At 64.3% G+C, this 14546-nt stretch carries 13 protein-coding genes; 9 read left to right on the forward strand and 4 right to left on the reverse strand.

Annotation, left to right across the window (positions count from 1 at the left end; translation table 11 throughout):
* The first annotated feature begins 399 nt into the window (after positions 1-399).
* The 4 genes from tig to clpX all read left to right on the forward strand — a co-directional run bounded on the left by tig (position 400) and on the right by clpX (position 4876).
* Positions 400-1974: a trigger factor gene (gene tig, locus QP413_RS05300; RefSeq protein WP_284780973.1), complete on the forward strand. Its 1575-nt coding sequence runs from the start codon at positions 400-402 to the stop codon at positions 1972-1974.
* 262 nt (positions 1975-2236) lie between these two features.
* The gene (locus tag QP413_RS05305; RefSeq protein WP_187441097.1) at positions 2237-2809 is read left to right on the forward strand and encodes an ATP-dependent Clp protease proteolytic subunit; all 573 of its coding nucleotides are present in this window, start codon (positions 2237-2239) and stop codon (positions 2807-2809) included.
* A 3-nt stretch (positions 2810-2812) separates the two neighbouring features.
* A complete protein-coding gene (locus QP413_RS05310) occupies positions 2813-3433 on the forward strand; it encodes an ATP-dependent Clp protease proteolytic subunit (RefSeq protein ID WP_284780974.1) in 621 nt (206 codons plus the stop codon).
* Positions 3434-3601: 168 nt separating this feature from the next.
* The gene (clpX, locus tag QP413_RS05315; RefSeq protein ID WP_284780975.1) at positions 3602-4876 is read left to right on the forward strand and encodes an ATP-dependent Clp protease ATP-binding subunit ClpX; all 1275 of its coding nucleotides are present in this window, start codon (positions 3602-3604) and stop codon (positions 4874-4876) included.
* A 107-nt stretch (positions 4877-4983) separates the two neighbouring features.
* Here the strand turns inward: clpX and QP413_RS05320 are convergent, their stop codons facing one another.
* Complete coding sequence (locus tag QP413_RS05320) at positions 4984-5754, reverse strand: hypothetical protein (protein ID WP_284780976.1); 771 nt, start codon at positions 5752-5754, stop codon at positions 4984-4986.
* 132 nt (positions 5755-5886) lie between these two features.
* On the opposite strand from QP413_RS05320, the gene QP413_RS05325 reads away from it, so the two are divergent.
* The 4 genes from QP413_RS05325 to QP413_RS05340 all read left to right on the forward strand — a co-directional run bounded on the left by QP413_RS05325 (position 5887) and on the right by QP413_RS05340 (position 11896).
* On the forward strand, positions 5887-6891 hold the full coding sequence (locus tag QP413_RS05325; protein ID WP_284780977.1) for a malate dehydrogenase: 1005 nt from the start codon (positions 5887-5889) through the stop codon (positions 6889-6891).
* Between the two features lie 123 nt (positions 6892-7014).
* A complete protein-coding gene (locus QP413_RS05330; protein ID WP_284780978.1) occupies positions 7015-9801 on the forward strand; it encodes a valine--tRNA ligase in 2787 nt (928 codons plus the stop codon).
* Positions 9798-11435: a folylpolyglutamate synthase/dihydrofolate synthase family protein gene (locus QP413_RS05335; protein WP_284780979.1), complete on the forward strand. Its 1638-nt coding sequence runs from the start codon at positions 9798-9800 to the stop codon at positions 11433-11435. Before QP413_RS05330 ends, QP413_RS05335 begins: the two co-directional genes overlap by 4 nt.
* Positions 11436-11467: 32 nt before the next feature.
* Positions 11468-11896: a DUF4233 domain-containing protein gene (locus tag QP413_RS05340; RefSeq protein WP_070757584.1), complete on the forward strand. Its 429-nt coding sequence runs from the start codon at positions 11468-11470 to the stop codon at positions 11894-11896.
* Between the two features lie 103 nt (positions 11897-11999).
* On the opposite strand, the gene QP413_RS05345 is transcribed toward QP413_RS05340, so the two are convergent.
* Together QP413_RS05345 and QP413_RS05350 are read right to left on the reverse strand one after the other, a co-directional pair.
* Positions 12000-12650 carry an AMP-binding protein gene (locus tag QP413_RS05345; protein WP_284780980.1) on the reverse strand — a complete coding sequence of 217 codons (651 nt, stop codon included), beginning with the start codon at positions 12648-12650 and terminating at the stop codon, positions 12000-12002.
* Positions 12532-13128: an AMP-binding protein gene (locus tag QP413_RS05350; protein WP_284780981.1), complete on the reverse strand. Its 597-nt coding sequence runs from the start codon at positions 13126-13128 to the stop codon at positions 12532-12534. Before QP413_RS05350 ends, QP413_RS05345 begins: the two co-directional genes overlap by 119 nt.
* 128 nt (positions 13129-13256) lie before the next feature.
* On the opposite strand from QP413_RS05350, the gene ndk reads away from it, so the two are divergent.
* Complete coding sequence (gene ndk / locus QP413_RS05355; RefSeq protein ID WP_070757592.1) at positions 13257-13667, forward strand: nucleoside-diphosphate kinase; 411 nt, start codon at positions 13257-13259, stop codon at positions 13665-13667.
* Between the two features lie 80 nt (positions 13668-13747).
* Here ndk and QP413_RS05360 read toward each other — a convergent pair whose 3' ends face one another.
* Positions 13748-14533, reverse strand: coding sequence for a hypothetical protein (locus QP413_RS05360; protein WP_284757978.1), 786 nt, complete (start codon positions 14531-14533; stop codon positions 13748-13750).
* Positions 14534-14546: the final 13 nt, after the last annotated feature.

Raw genomic sequence — 14546 nt, forward strand, 5'->3', positions numbered from 1 at the left:
CAATCGCTCTGCGACGCTGCTGATCTGTGTACGAACGGTTCATAAGTGGAATCCTCCAAGATCCCGTCCGCATCCCCTTTTGTCGTTTAACCCTCAAGCGCCTATCGCCCTGACACGCTAAGCGGATAAATGGGGGACTCAAGCCCCCACAGTTGGCACGAACCTGGCACGACTTGGCGCGGAGGAGAGGACACCTCATCGCCACTGCATGATCGGACGGGTGAACCGAAATTGCGTGATTTCCGCTTGGCCGAAACTCGCCTGGTGGGGCGACCTTGGCCAAAACTAGGTGGGGGTGTGGTGACACGGAAAATCAAGACCCTATAAACTTGGTCGATGTCCAACGCTGACTGGCGACACAGGCCGTCAGCAACCATGAATACACAGGAGAGTGCACTCGTGAAGAGCTCTGTTGAAAAGCTCAGCGCTACCCGCACCAAGATCACCGTCGAGGTACCCTTCGACGAGCTCAAGCCGGAGTTCGACAAGGCGTATGCCTCCCTGAGCCAGCAGGTCAGCATCCCCGGCTTCCGCAAGGGCAAGGTCCCGGCGAAGATCATCGAGACCCGTCTCGGCCGCGGCGTGGTCCTCGACCAGGTGATCAACGAAATGCTGCCGTCCCGCTACAGCCAGGCTGTCGAGGAGCACGACGTCAAGGCTCTCGGCCAGCCGGAGATCGACATCACCGAGCTGAAGGACGGCGAGTCCGTCACCTTCACCGCCGAGGTTGACGTCCGTCCGGAGATCGAGGTCCCAGACTTCTCCGACATCTCCGTTGAGGTCGACGCCATCAAGGCCGACGACGAGGCCGTTGAGGGCGAGCTGAAGAACCTGCAGGCTCGCTTCGGCACCCTGAAGTCCGTCGACCGCAAGGTCAAGAAGGGCGACTTCGTCTCCATCGACCTGTCCGCCACCGTTGACGGCGAGACCGTGGACGAGGCCACCACCGAGGGCCTGTCCCACGAGGTCGGCAACGACTCCCTCATCGAGGGCCTGGACGACGCCCTGGTCGGCATGAAGGCCGGCGAGGAGTCCACCTTCACCTCCAAGCTGGTTGCCGGCGAGCACGCCGACGAAGAGGCAGAGGTTACCGTCAAGGTTGATTCCGTCAAGGAGCGCGAGCTGCCGGAGCTGGACGACGACTTCGCACAGCTGGCATCCGAGTTCGACACCCTGGATGAGCTCAAGGACTCCCTGGCGACCCAGGTCGAGGAGCAGCTGAAGAACGGCCAGGCCGGCCAGATCCGCGATAAGGTCCTCGAGGCCGCGCTGGAAAAGGTCGAGGTACCGCTGCCGCAGTCCGTGGTTGACGAGCAGGTGCAGGGCCAGATCCAGCAGCTCATCAGCCAGTTCGGTGGTGACGAGAAGGTCTTCGAGCAGATGCTCGCAGCTCAGGACATCACTCGCGAGCAGTTCGAGGAAGATGCTCGCGAGGCCGCTGAGGGCTCCGTCCGCACCCAGCTGTTCCTGGACGCCCTGGCTGACGTCGAGCAGCCGGAGGTCTCGCAGGAGGAGCTGATGGATCACATCGGCTTCACCGCTGCCCAGTACGGCATGGACCCGAACCAGTTCATCATGCAGCTGCAGCAGGCCGGCCAGATCGGCAGCCTGTTCGCTGACGTCCGCCGCGGCAAGGCTCTGGCGATCAACATCTCCAAGAGCTCCGTGAAGGACTCCGAGGGCAACGAGATTGATCCAAAGCAGTTCTTCGGCACCGAGGAGGAGTCCGAGAAGGCCGAGGAGGCCAAGAAGGACGAGAAGCCGAAGAAGGCCGCTAAGAAGTCTTCCGCGAAGAAGACCACCAAGAAGGCTGCTAAGAAGTCCACGGCGAAGAAGACGACCAAGAAGTCGACCGCCAAGAAGTCCACGGCGAAGAAGACCACCAAGAAGTCGACCGCCAAGAAGACGACCAAGAAGGCCGCAGCGAAGAAGACCACGAAGAAGGCTGCAGCCAAGAAGAGCGAGGATAAGTAAACCTCGCGCACGCTAGCCACCCGGCCTGCCTCGCCTGACTCGGTTCGGTGAGCGCCGGTGGCGTCGTGACACTAAAGCAACGGCTTTGACCGACCGCTTTGACCCAGCACCCCTGGAGGAATACTCCGGGGGTGCTGTGCGCTTAAAGCGAACAGGGGCTTTTCATCGGGCACGACCCGAGGGTTAGTCGCTACTGTGGAAGCCACAAAGAATAAACCAATGAACGAAAAGGGGCACAATGAGCAGTCTTTCGAGCAGCCTCATGTCCGCCGACACGGCTGGGATGAACCTCAACGACTCGGTCTTCGAGCGTCTGCTGCGCGAGCGCATCATCTTCCTGGGTAGCCAGGTCGACGACGAAATCGCGAACAAGCTCTGCGCTCAGATCCTGCTGCTGGCAGCCGAGGACCCGGAGAAGGACATCTCCCTGTACATCAACTCGCCAGGTGGCTCCGTCACCGCGGGTATGGCCATCTTCGACACCATGCAGTACGCGCCCTGCGACATCGCCACCTACGGCATGGGCCTGGCCGCGTCCATGGGCCAGTTCCTGCTCTCCGCAGGCACCAAGGGCAAGCGCTACGCTCTGCCGCACGCTCGCATCATGATGCACCAGCCTTCCGCTGGCGTGGGCGGTACTGCGGCCGACATCGCCATCCAGGCAGAGCAGTTCGCACACACCAAGCGTGAGATGGCGGAGCTGATCGCCGGCTTCACCGGCCAGACCGTCGAGCAGATTACGAAGGACTCCGACCGCGACCGCTGGTTCACCGCCCAGCAGGCCAAGGACTACGGCTTCGTCGATCACGTCATCAGCTCTGCGAAGGAGAAGTAAAGAATGAAGATGCCAGAATCGCGCTACATCCTGCCATCCTTCGTTGAGCACTCCAGCTACGGGGCGAAGGAATCCAACCCGTACAACAAGCTCTTCGAAGAGCGGATCATCTTCCTGGGCACCCAGGTGGACGACGCCGCGGCCAACGACATCATGGCCCAGCTGCTCGTCCTGGAGGGCCTCGACCCGGACCGCGACATCACGATGTACATCAACTCGCCTGGTGGTTCCTTCACCAGCCTGATGGCCATCTACGACACGATGCAGTACGTCCGCCCGGACGTGCAGACCGTATGCCTCGGCCAGGCGGCCTCTGCTGCCGCCGTGCTGCTCGCCGCGGGTACCCCGGGCAAGCGCGCCGCGCTGCCGAATGCCCGCGTGCTGATCCACCAGCCAGCCTCCGGCGGCGTGCAGGGCCAGGTCTCGGACCTGGAGATCCAGGCCAACGAGATCGAGCGCATGCGCAAGCTCATGGAGTCCACCCTGGCGCGCCACACCGGTAAGTCCGAGGAGCAGATCCGCATCGACACCGACCGCGACAAGATCCTGGACGCCGAGGCCGCCAAGGAATACGGCATCATCGACCAGGTCTTCGAGTACCGGAAGCTCTCCGCTCAGGAGTAGCGGTCGATAGTTTCCGTGGGGCGTGGCCTCACGGTTCTCGCAACCGGGGTTGGCGAACCCAGCCCCTCAAGCCCCGCAGTGTTGCTCAGTCAGCGCAGCGGGGTTTTTGGGTAGTGTTGGATACCCGCCGTAGCACCACCAATTTCTCAGAAAGACTGGTTCTCACAGATGCAAGAAAGCGCAGAGCTGCTGAAGTGCTCGTTTTGCGGCAAGAGCCAAAAACAAGTCCGCAAACTCATCGCCGGCCCCGGGGTCTACATCTGCGATGAATGCATTGAACTCTGCAACGAGATCATCGAGGAAGAGCTGGTAGCCACCAGCGCGCAGGAGCCGCAGGGCAAGCTGCCAACCCCGTCCGAGATTTCCGCTTTCCTGGACAAGTACGTCATCGGCCAGGATGAAGCGAAGCGCACCCTCGCGGTGGCTGTCTACAACCACTACAAGCGCATCCAGGTCGAGGAGGCCAATGCGCTGGCCCGCCGCAACGACGACGAGGTCGAGCTCTCGAAGTCCAATATTCTCATGCTGGGGCCCACCGGCTCAGGTAAGACGTACCTGGCGCAGTCCCTGGCACGCATGTTGGACGTCCCCTTCGCCATCGCGGACGCGACCTCGCTGACCGAGGCCGGTTACGTGGGCGAGGACGTCGAGAACATCCTGCTCAAGCTGCTGCAGAGCGCCGACTTCGACGTCGAGAAGGCGCAGCGCGGGATCATCTACATCGACGAGGTGGACAAGATCGGCCGTAAGTCCGAGAACCCGTCCATCACGCGCGACGTCTCCGGTGAGGGCGTGCAGCAGGCACTGCTGAAGATCCTGGAGGGCACGGTCGCTGCCGTCCCGCCTCAGGGTGGGCGCAAGCACCCGAACCAGGAATTCATCCAGTTCGACACGAAGAACGTGCTCTTCATCGTCGCAGGTGCGTTCGCAGGCCTGGAGAAGGTTATCGAGGATCGCCGCGGAAAGAAGGGCCTGGGCTTCGGCGCGGAGGTCACCTCCAAGAACGACCAGGTCAAGGACCCGTTCCAGTACGTGGAGCCGGAGGATCTGGTGAAGTTCGGGTTGATCCCGGAGGTCATCGGCCGCCTGCCGGTGGTCACCCACGTCGGTCACCTGGACGAGGACGCGCTGGTGCAGGTGCTCACCGAGCCGAAGAACGCCCTGGTGCGCCAGTACCAGCGGCTGTTTGAGATGGATAACGTGCAGCTGGCCTTCGAGGATGGTGCGCTGCGCGAGGTGGCCCGCCAGGCGCTCGCGCGGGAGACTGGTGCGCGCGGGCTGCGCTCCATCATGGAGCGGATCCTGCTGCCGATCATGTACTCCATCCCTGAAGAGGAGGATATCGCCGAGGTGTTGATCACCGAGGTTGCCGCGAAGGGTGAATCCGAGCCGACCCGCCTGACCCACGAGGAGGTCGCCGAGCGGGATAAGCGCTCCGCTTAGGTGGGGCGCAAGGGGCAAGGCGACGAGGGGAGCGCGGTCCACTAGGGGGCAGTGAACCGCGCCCCACCCTGTGCACCGCGTGGGGCGGGAGGTCGGTTGGCGGAGGGTTACTCCTGCCAGAACTCCTCAGAGTCGTAGAGGCTCGCGGCAACCGACTCGCCCACAATCTCGGAGGGGGAGGAGTGGGTATAGGAATTATCCTGCCTGGTCCGCATCGGCGTGGTGAGGAAGGCGACGACGGCGTCGCAGGCAAGTTCGGTGACACCGGACTCGTTGTGCGCCTCGCGGACGTCCATCCCGTAGAGCGCGTAGAAGGTGTTGCGGTGCAGTGTGGCGAAACCGGATAGCCCCAGGATGAGGATGTAGACGTCCTCCGCGGACACCCCGGTGCGGAAGGCGCCGAGGTCGTGGCCGCGCAGGAGAGCACGGTCGATCTGGAGAATGACGGGGGACTGCTCGAGCACGTCGATACGGTTTGGCACGTCGGCCCGGTTGTAGAGGTTCTCCGCGGCGATCAGGCGCATGGAGTCCGGATTGCGCTGCGCCCGGGCGAGCGTTTCGCGCACGAGGCGCCGCACTGCCTGCACCGGGGTGAGGCTGGCGATGTCGTCCTCGAACTTCTTCGGCTCGGCCGGCCACAGGGTCGCCAGTGCGTAGCGCAGGGCCTCCTCGTAGAGCTCTTGGTTATTGCTCAGCAGGGCGTGCTTGGCGGGGAGGTTACCGGCGCGTTGGATCGCCACCAGCTGGGCCTTCGGGATATCCGTCCCGTATTCCACGGCGATCGGCAGGGCGCACTCCATCGCTCGGGCGTAGTCGACCGGGTCGAGGTCGTACCGGTGCGCCGAGTGAGGAAGATGGCGAGCTGAGTCGTCGGTCATTGTTCCTCTCCAGTCAAAACTTTCTCTCCTCATCGTAATGACTGTTCGCGGGTAGGCTGGGGTCGGAAAGATCAATTGGGGGATATCGCCCCCGGTTGGTGCCCCCGATCCTGATTAAAGGCGGTTTCACTCATGGTTGATAACACTTCGCAGAACACCTCCGATGCCTTGAACGTGGCGGTCACCGGCGCAGCAGGGCAGATCGCGTACTCCCTGCTGTTCCGTCTGGCGGCAGGCGAGATCTCCCCGGGGCGGAAGGTGAACCTCCGCCTCATCGAGATCGAGCCCGCCAAGCGCGCCGCGGAGGGCGTGACCATGGAGCTGAAGGACGCCGCGTTCCCGCTGCTCGGGGACGTCACCGTCCACACCGACGCCAGGGAGGGCTTCCAGGACGCCGACGTCGTCTTCCTGGTCGGTGCGAAGCCGCGCCAGAAGGGGCAGGAACGCGCGGATCTGCTCGCTGCAAACGGTGCGATCTTCGGCCCGCAGGGTGAGGCGCTGGGTGAGGTCGCCCCGAACGCCCGCGTGCTGGTGGTCGGCAACCCGGCGAACACCAATGCCGCTATCCTCGCCGCCCACGCCAAGTCCGTCGCGCCGAACCGCATCACCGCAATGATGCGCCTGGATCACAACCGCGCGCTGTCCCAGGCCGCCGACCGCCTGGACGTCCCGGTGTCCGAGCTATCCGGCATGGTTGTGTGGGGCAACCACTCGGCTTCCCAGTTCCCGGATGCCACCGCCCTGCGCGCGGGCGGCCAGCCTGTCTTCGAGAAGCTGGGTGCGGAGTGGGTCAGCGAGGAATTCATCCCGCGCGTGGCCAAGCGTGGCGCTGAGATCATCGAGGTTCGTGGCCACTCCTCTGCAGCTTCCGCGGCGTCCGCTGCCATCGACCACATGCGGGATTGGCTGCTCGGCACCGAGGGCGATGAGTGGGTCTCCGTCGCGCTGCCTTCCGACGGTTCCTACGGTGTTCCGGAGGGACTGGTCTTCGGCTTCCCGTGCCGTAGCGTGAACGGCGAGTGGGAGATCGTCCAGGGCTTGGAGCTGGGTGAGGAGCAGAAGCAGCGCATCGCGCGCACCCAGCAAGAGCTGGAAGAGGAGCTGGCCGCGGTGCGCGAGGCCGGCTTCATCGACTAGCCACACACCGCTGTTCCGGCTGGTGGCTCGGGTTAGCCGACGAGCTGCCAGCCGTGTCCACCCCGTCTACTACACTGGGATGAGTTCAACAGAATTTGTCCCCGAGTAAGTGATCAGGGTGCGATGACCAGCAATACTCCTGCAACGTCCCAGGGTGTCCAGCGCGGCGAGGATCGTTCGCAGCTGCTGCCCAATCAGTGGAACCCATCCGATGTGGAATCGGAGCTCTACGAAGGCTGGGTTTCGGCCGGCTACTTCAAGGCCGACGCGGCTAGCGATAAGCCACCGTTCTCCATCGTCCTGCCGCCCCCGAACGTCACCGGTCGGCTGCACATGGGCCACGCGCTGGATCACACTCTGATCGACGCGATGTCCCGCCGCCGTCGCATGCAGGGCTACGAGGTCCTGTGGCTGCCGGGCTCCGACCACGCAGGCATCGCCACCCAGACCCGCGTGGAATCCGACCTGAAGAAGCGCGAATCTAAGGACCGCTTTGATTACGGCCGCGAGGAGTTCGTCGAGCGCGTCTGGGAGTGGAAGGACGAATACGGTGGCCTGATCCAGCAGCAGATGCGCGCCATCGGCGACTCGGTGGACTGGTCCCGCGAGCGCTTCACCCTGGACGAGGGGCTGTCCCGCGCCGTCCAGACCATCTTCAAGGCCCTGTTCGACCAGGGCATGATCTACCAGGCCAACCGGATGGTCAACTGGTCGCCGGTGCTGCAGACCGCCATCTCCGACATCGAGGTCAACTACGAGGACGTCGAGGGCGAGCTGGTCAGCCTCCGTTACGGTTCCCTCAACGACGACGAGCCCCACGTCATCGTCGCGACCACCCGTGTGGAAACGATGCTGGGTGACGTGGCCGTCGCGGTGCACCCGGAGGACGAGCGCTACGCCGACCTCGTCGGCACCACGCTGCCGCACCCATTCCTGCCGGACCGCGAGATGGTCATCATCGCGGATGACTACGTGGACCCGGAGTTCGGTACCGGTGCGGTGAAGATCACCCCGGCGCACGACCCGAACGACTTCGCGATGGGGCAGCGCCACGACCTGCCGATGCCGGTGGTGCTCGACGAGACCGGCCACGTGTCCGGCACCGGCACGCAGTTCGACGGCATGGACCGCTTCGAGGCCCGCGAGAAGATCCGCTTGGCCCTCGAGGAGCAGGGCCGTGTTGTGGCCCGCAAGCACCCCTACGTGCACTCCGTCGGCCACTCCGAGCGTTCCGGCGAGCCGATCGAGCCGCGGCTTTCCCTGCAGTGGTGGGTGGATGTGAAGAAGCTGGCGAAGATGTCCGGCGACGCCGTCCGTGAGGGCGATACGACCATCTACCCGGCCTCCCAGGAACCGCGCTGGTTCGACTGGGTGGACAACATGCACGACTGGACCATCTCCCGCCAGCTGTGGTGGGGCCACCGCATCCCAATCTGGTACGGGCCGGATGGCGAGGTCGTGTGCTGCGGCCCGGATGATGCGCCGCCGACAGGCGAGGGCTGGCGCCAGGACGAGGACGTGCTGGACACCTGGTTCAGCTCCGCTTTGTGGCCGTTCTCCACGATGGGCTGGCCGGAGAACACCCCGGACCTGCAGAAGTTCTACCCGACCTCTGTGCTGGTCACCGGCTACGACATTCTGTTCTTCTGGGTCGCCCGCATGATGATGTTCGCCACCTTCGCGGACACTCTCGAGGGCTCCCCGCTGCACGGCAAGGCCAATGGCGAGGACCAGGCCGCTCGCGATGGCCGCCCGCAGGTGCCGTTCAAGGATGTCTTCCTCCACGGCCTCGTCCGTGACGAGCACGGCCGCAAGATGTCCAAGTCCCTGGGCAACGGCATCGATCCGATGGACTGGGTGCGCGACTACGGCGCTGACGCGCTGCGCTTCACCCTGGCTCGTGGTGCCAACCCTGGTGCGGACCTGCCGGTTGGCGAACACTCCGCGCAGTCTTCCCGTAACTTCGCGACGAAGCTATACAACGCCACCAAGTTCGCGCTCATGAACGGCGCTCAGATCGGCGAGCTGCCACCGCGCGAGGAGCTGACCGACGCGGACCGCTGGATTCTCGACCGGCTGGAGGCCACCCGCGCCCTCGTCGACGATGCCCTGGAGCGCTACGAGTTCTCCCTGGCTAATGAGAACCTCTACAAGTTCGCCTGGGGCGAGTTCTGCGATTGGTACCTCGAGATCGCGAAGGTACAGATCCCGCGTGACTGGGACTCCGCCACCGAAGAAGAGTACGTCCGTGGCGTGAATACCCAGGTGGTGCTCGGCCGCGTCCTCGACGCGGTGCTGCGCCTGCTGCACCCGGCGATGCCTTTCGTCACGGAGACCCTGTGGACCGCCCTGACCAAGGACGTCGAGGGCTACCCGGAGTCCCTGGTCATCGCCGAGTGGCCGGACCAGTCCATGACCAATAACGGTGCCGAGCCAGACGAGCTGGCTGCTCGCCGCATGGCGGACCTGGAGAAGCTGGTCACCGAGCTGCGCCGCTTCCGCGCCGACCAGGGTGTCAAGCCGAAGCAGCGCGTCCCGGGTCGCCTGGACTTCGCCGCCGTGGACCTCGAGGAGGAAGAGGCAGCCATCCGCTCCTTGGCACGCCTCGAGGAACCGGGGGATGATTGGGAGACCACCGCCTCCATCGAGCTGCGCCTCAGCCAGGCCACGATCACCGTGGAGCTGGACACCTCCGACGCGGTGGATATTGAGGCTGAGCGCAAGCGCCTGGAGAAGGATCTCGCCAACGCCCAGAAGGAGCTGGATAACGCGGCGAAGAAGCTCAGCAATGAGAACTTCCTGAACAAGGCCCCGGAGCACGTCGTGGCGGATATCAAGGAGCGTCAGGTCGTGGCTCAGGAGGAGTTCGACCGCATCACCCGCCGTCTGGAGGGGCTGCCAAAGAAATGACCGATTCCACGGATCGTGATCTGAACACCACGTCGGCCGAGGACCCCGGCCACGGCGAGGCCGAGGATGCCGGTGCGCCTGAACTGACCGGCCAGGAGGCGTCCGTTGCCGCGTCCGCCGTCGGGGGAGTGCGCCTCGACGAGCACGGCTTGGCGCTGCCCATCGATGCCGCCGGCGCGAAGCCCGGTGAGGAGGATGGTCAGCTGAGCGGCGACGACGCGCTGCCGCCTCGGCCCATCACGGAGGAGGATCTGGCGGATCTCGCCGCGGTCGAAGCCGAGCTGAACCAGCGCTGGCCGGAGACGAAGATCGACCCCTCCCTGGAACGCATCGAGATGCTCATGGATCTGTTGGGTAACCCGGAGCGCTCCTTTGCCACCATCCAGGTCGCCGGTACCAACGGCAAGACCTCCGTGGTGCGGATGATCGAGTCCCTGCTGCGGGCATTCCACCGCCGCACGGGCCGCACGACCTCCCCGCACCTGCAGCTGGTCACCGAGCGCATCGCCGTCGACGGCGAGCCGATCCATCCGCAGGACTACATCCGCTTGTGGCGGGAGATCCAGCCGATGGTGGAGATGGTGGATGCGAAGTCCACGGCCGAGGGTGGCCCGCAGATGAGCAAGTTCGAGGTGTTGGTCGCCCTCGCGTACAGCGCCTTCGCGGACGCCCCGGTGGACGTCGCCGTCATCGAAACCGGCATGGGCGGAACCTGGGACGCGACCAACGTCGTGAACTCCGATGTCTCCGTGATCACGCCCATCGGCATGGATCACACGGACTTTCTCGGCGATACCCTCACCGAGATCGCCGGTGAAAAGGCAGGCATCATCAAGTCCCGTTGGGACCGTGAGGATTTGCTCACGCCGCCGGAGAATATCGCGATCATCTCGGAGCAAGAGCCCGAGGCGATGCGCGTGCTGCTGGAGCGTGCTGTCGAGGTCGACGCCGCGGTCGCTCGCGCCGGAGTGGAGTTCGGTGCCGTGGAATCCACCGTCGCGGTCGGTGGTCAGCGTCTGACCATCAAGGGGCTCGCCGGGACCTACGACGACATTTTCCTGCCGCTGTCCGGGGAGCACCAGGCTCGCAACGCTGCGACCGCCCTGGCTGCCGTGGAGGCCTTCTTTGGGGCGGGCGGCGACCGCCAGCTGGACGTCGACAAGGTGCGCGAGGGCTTCGCCACTGTGGCATCCCCCGGTCGGCTGGAGCGCGTGCGCGCCACCCCGAGCGTGTTCATCGACGCCTCCCACAACCCGCACGGCGCGGCCGCTTTGGCGAAGGCCGTGGACCGGGACTTCGATTTCCGCCGCCTCATCGGCGTGATCGGGGTACTGGGGGACAAGGATGCTCGCGGCATCCTCGCCGCGCTCGAGCCGGTTCTCGACGACGTCGTCGTCACGGAGGTGCAGTCCCCGCGCGCCCTGCCGGTGGATGTGCTCGCCGAGTATGCCCGGGATGCCTTCGGGGAAGAGCGGGTCCACGTCGCCGAGCAACTGCCGACCGCGGTGGAGACCGCCATCCAGTTGGCTGAGGACGATAGCGATGGCATGCTGGCCGGGGCCGGGGTGCTGGTCACCGGCTCCGTGGTGACCGCAGGTGAGGCGCGAACGCTGTTCGCCAAGAAGCCCGAGTAGAACGCTCGAGTACACAGGAGGATTGGAAGCAGATGGCGCGCAAGCCGGCTGAAGAACTGGAGATGGGGCCACTCGGCCCAGGGCACGCCCCAGCCAATGACCCGATGAAGGGCATTCGCGGGGTCATGGCGGGCACCCTGATCCTGGAGGGGATCGTCATGTTGCTGGGGCTGACTGTGGTCGGCCGCGTGGATTCGGGACTGGGGCCGGTCTGGCTGCAGTTCGGCTACGTGCTGGCCGTGGCGGTGCTGATGTTCGCAGCGGCCTTCATGCAGAAGGCTGACTCTGCGGACAAGATCAACTGGGGCCTGCAGATCCTGGCCCTGATCGGGGTATTCGCCAACCTGGTGATCGGCGTGATGGCCCTGATCTTCATCGGCGTGTGGTGGTACATCTACCACCTGCGCAAGGTGGTCCAGGAGCGCATGAAGCGCGGCCTGCTGCCGAGCCAGCACGTCTAGCGTTCTCCGCGAGCGCCAGTGAGCGCGAAGCCTCCCCACCAGCCCAACTTTCGGGCGGGTCGGGGAGGCTGAGGCTTTTAGGGCTTCTCGCGGGTTGGGGCTGCTAGCCCTCGAAAGGCACCTTCGCCAGCTCGCGGCGCAGGATCTTGCCGGTGGCGTTCTTCGGGATGGCATCAACGAACTTCACCGCGCGAACCTTCTTGTACGGCGTCACGCGGTCGGCGACCCAGCCCATGAGCTCCTGTGCCCCCAGCTCCGAGCCCTCACGCTTGACGACGAACGCGCGCGGGATCTCCAGGCCGTCGCGCTCCGCGCCGACGACGCCGACGTCGGCGATGTCCGGGTGGGAAAGCAGCAGGCTCTCCAATTCGGCCGGTGCGACTTGATAGCCCTTGTACTTGATGACCTCCTTGGCGCGGTCAACGATGCGCAGCCCGCCATCCTCTCCGAAGTGGGCGATGTCACCGGTACGCAGCCAACCGTCCTCGATGAGCGTTTCGGCGTTGGCCTCGTCGTTGTTCAGGTAGCCCTTCATCACTTGTGGACCGCGCACGAGAACCTCGCCGGCCTCGCCCTCGGGAACATCTTCCAGGGTGTCGATATCAACGAGGCGGATTTCCGTGTCTGCCACCGGCTTACCGACGCTGGCATGATCGGCGTCGCCGTGAAGGTTGAGGGCGACCAACGGGGAGGCCTCCGTCATGCCCCACCCCTGCACAACCTTCGTGTCGAGGCGTTCTTCGACCGCGCGCATAATTGGAGCGTCGATCGGTGCTGCGGAGGAAACCATGAGCTTCGAAGCCGGAGCGCTCAATCATCTCCCGTACCTGCATCAAGTTGCTGGTGAGATTGCGGTGAGTCAGCTGCACGCCCTTCGGCAATCCGGTGGTGCCGGAAGAGAAGGGGACAGCGGCAACCGAGTCAGGGTCGATATCGACCTCTGGAGCGGGTTTCGGATTGCCCTGTAGGGAAGCCAGTTCCATGGAGAAAATCTGTGGGAGCTGCTCCATATTGGTCGGGCCGATGAACAACTTGGCTCCGGCAGCTTCTACGATGTGCTCCACGTCTGCCTGGTTCATGAGCATGCCGATCGGGTTGACGATGGCCCCGGCTCGCAGGATACCGAGCAGGCTGGCGGCGAAGTTGATGGAATTGGGTACCTGGAGGGTGACCACGTCGCCCTCGCCGATGCCTCGAGATGCCAGTTCAGTGTTGTGTGATCTATGTCTCATAAATAATAGTGTCTGTTATAAAAATTATTTCGCTATTTCCATTGCGTCAGCGAAGAGACCAGAACACATGGGGGCAAAGGGGAAGCCCAAGGGGCGAGGGCTTTAAGAATTCGCTATCCTTAGGAACCATGACTGAACGCACTCTCATCCTCATTAAGCCGGACGGTGTCGCTAACGGCCACGTCGGCGAGATCATCTCCCGCATCGAGCGCAAGGGCCTGAAGCTCGTCGAGATGGATCTGCGCACCGCAGACCGCGCAACCGCAGAGAAGCACTACGAGGAGCACAAGGACAAGCCGTTCTTCGGCGAGCTCGTGGACTTCATCACCTCCGCACCGCTGGTCGCGGGCATCGTCGAGGGCGAGTCCGCCATCGCTGCCTGGCGTCAGCTGGCCGGTGGCACCCACCCGGTCGAGGCCGCCACCCCGGGCACCATCCGCGGCGACTTCGCACTGACCGTCGGCGAGAACGTCGTTCACGGCTCCGACTCCCCGGAGTCCGCTGAGCGCGAGATCGCTATCTGGTTCCCGAACCTCTAAAAACTGCTCAACGCACAACGTCCCGGCAAGCCCACATAGGCTCGCCGGGACGTTTTCTTATGCTGCGGGGAGCGGTGCCGTTACTTGCTTGCTAGACCACGGGTGGCGCGGACGCTGTCCTGGTACTCCTGGCTAGCTTCTTCAGTCAGCGTCAACCACTGGTCGGTGCTACCGCGGTGTCGCATCTCGCGGATCCGCACCACCTGCCCGTGCGCATCGGCCCCGTTGAGGGCAGCCTTGACCTCGTGCTCGACGGCCCCGTGCGCGACCAGCTCCGCCACGAGCTCGCTTTCCAAACGCTGATAAATGCCGGGCACGAGCTCATCGGCATGCATGAAGGCCACGATGGCATCCGGACCCTCGAACACCTGGCCAGTCCCACGTGGCGCGGAGTCATCGCCCGCGTCGCCGAAGAGTTGTGGTGGCGCCGCATAATGCGTTGGGTGGTGCGCCCCGGAGGTGAAGTACCACACCATCCCCAACCCGGTGGCGATCGCTGCCGGAATGACGACCACCCACGGCGCCGCGGACTGCGCGAGGTTCAGTGCCACATAGGCTGCGGAGTAGGGGACAACGAAGCGCAGCACTTCGCGCCAGTTGAACTCGGTCCGCTGCAGCTTCGCATCCGGCTTGAGCGGATCGTAGTCGTTCATGCGGTAGCCATGCCGGTTGAAGAACTTCATATAGCCGAAGACCATCAGCCCCAGCAGAAAAGCAATCGCCACGAAACCCATCCACACTTCTGGCAGGGCAGAACAGGCGATGACGACGAGCGTCCACACAACGCCGAGGGCCCAACCAAGCACCGTGGAAGGTTGATGCTTCGCGTAGTGGCCTTGAAGCTGCTTCTCGCTGATCTGGAACATTCCATCAGGTTAG

The sequence above is a fragment of the Corynebacterium sp. UMB4614 genome, assembly GCF_030217065.1.
GTDB lineage: Bacteria > Actinomycetota > Actinomycetes > Mycobacteriales > Mycobacteriaceae > Corynebacterium.

Excerpts from the sequence above, each read along its gene's own strand:
- QP413_RS05350 (WP_284780981.1), bottom strand. The coding sequence starts at position 13,128 with ATGAGACATAGATCACACAACACTGAACTGGCATCTCGAGGCATCGGC.
- QP413_RS05320 (WP_284780976.1), bottom strand. The coding sequence starts at position 5,754 with ATGACCGACGACTCAGCTCGCCATCTTCCTCACTCGGCGCACCGGTAC.
- QP413_RS05335 (WP_284780979.1), top strand. The coding sequence starts at position 9,798 with ATGACCGATTCCACGGATCGTGATCTGAACACCACGTCGGCCGAGGAC.
- QP413_RS05345 (WP_284780980.1), bottom strand. The coding sequence starts at position 12,650 with ATGCGCGCGGTCGAAGAACGCCTCGACACGAAGGTTGTGCAGGGGTGG.
- QP413_RS05340 (WP_070757584.1), top strand. The coding sequence starts at position 11,468 with ATGGCGCGCAAGCCGGCTGAAGAACTGGAGATGGGGCCACTCGGCCCA.
- QP413_RS05360 (WP_284757978.1), bottom strand. The coding sequence starts at position 14,533 with ATGTTCCAGATCAGCGAGAAGCAGCTTCAAGGCCACTACGCGAAGCAT.
- QP413_RS05325 (WP_284780977.1), top strand. The coding sequence starts at position 5,887 with ATGGTTGATAACACTTCGCAGAACACCTCCGATGCCTTGAACGTGGCG.
- QP413_RS05310 (WP_284780974.1), top strand. The coding sequence starts at position 2,813 with ATGAAGATGCCAGAATCGCGCTACATCCTGCCATCCTTCGTTGAGCAC.
- QP413_RS05330 (WP_284780978.1), top strand. The coding sequence starts at position 7,015 with ATGACCAGCAATACTCCTGCAACGTCCCAGGGTGTCCAGCGCGGCGAG.
- ndk (WP_070757592.1), top strand. The coding sequence starts at position 13,257 with ATGACTGAACGCACTCTCATCCTCATTAAGCCGGACGGTGTCGCTAAC.
- QP413_RS05305 (WP_187441097.1), top strand. The coding sequence starts at position 2,237 with ATGTCCGCCGACACGGCTGGGATGAACCTCAACGACTCGGTCTTCGAG.
- clpX (WP_284780975.1), top strand. The coding sequence starts at position 3,602 with ATGCAAGAAAGCGCAGAGCTGCTGAAGTGCTCGTTTTGCGGCAAGAGC.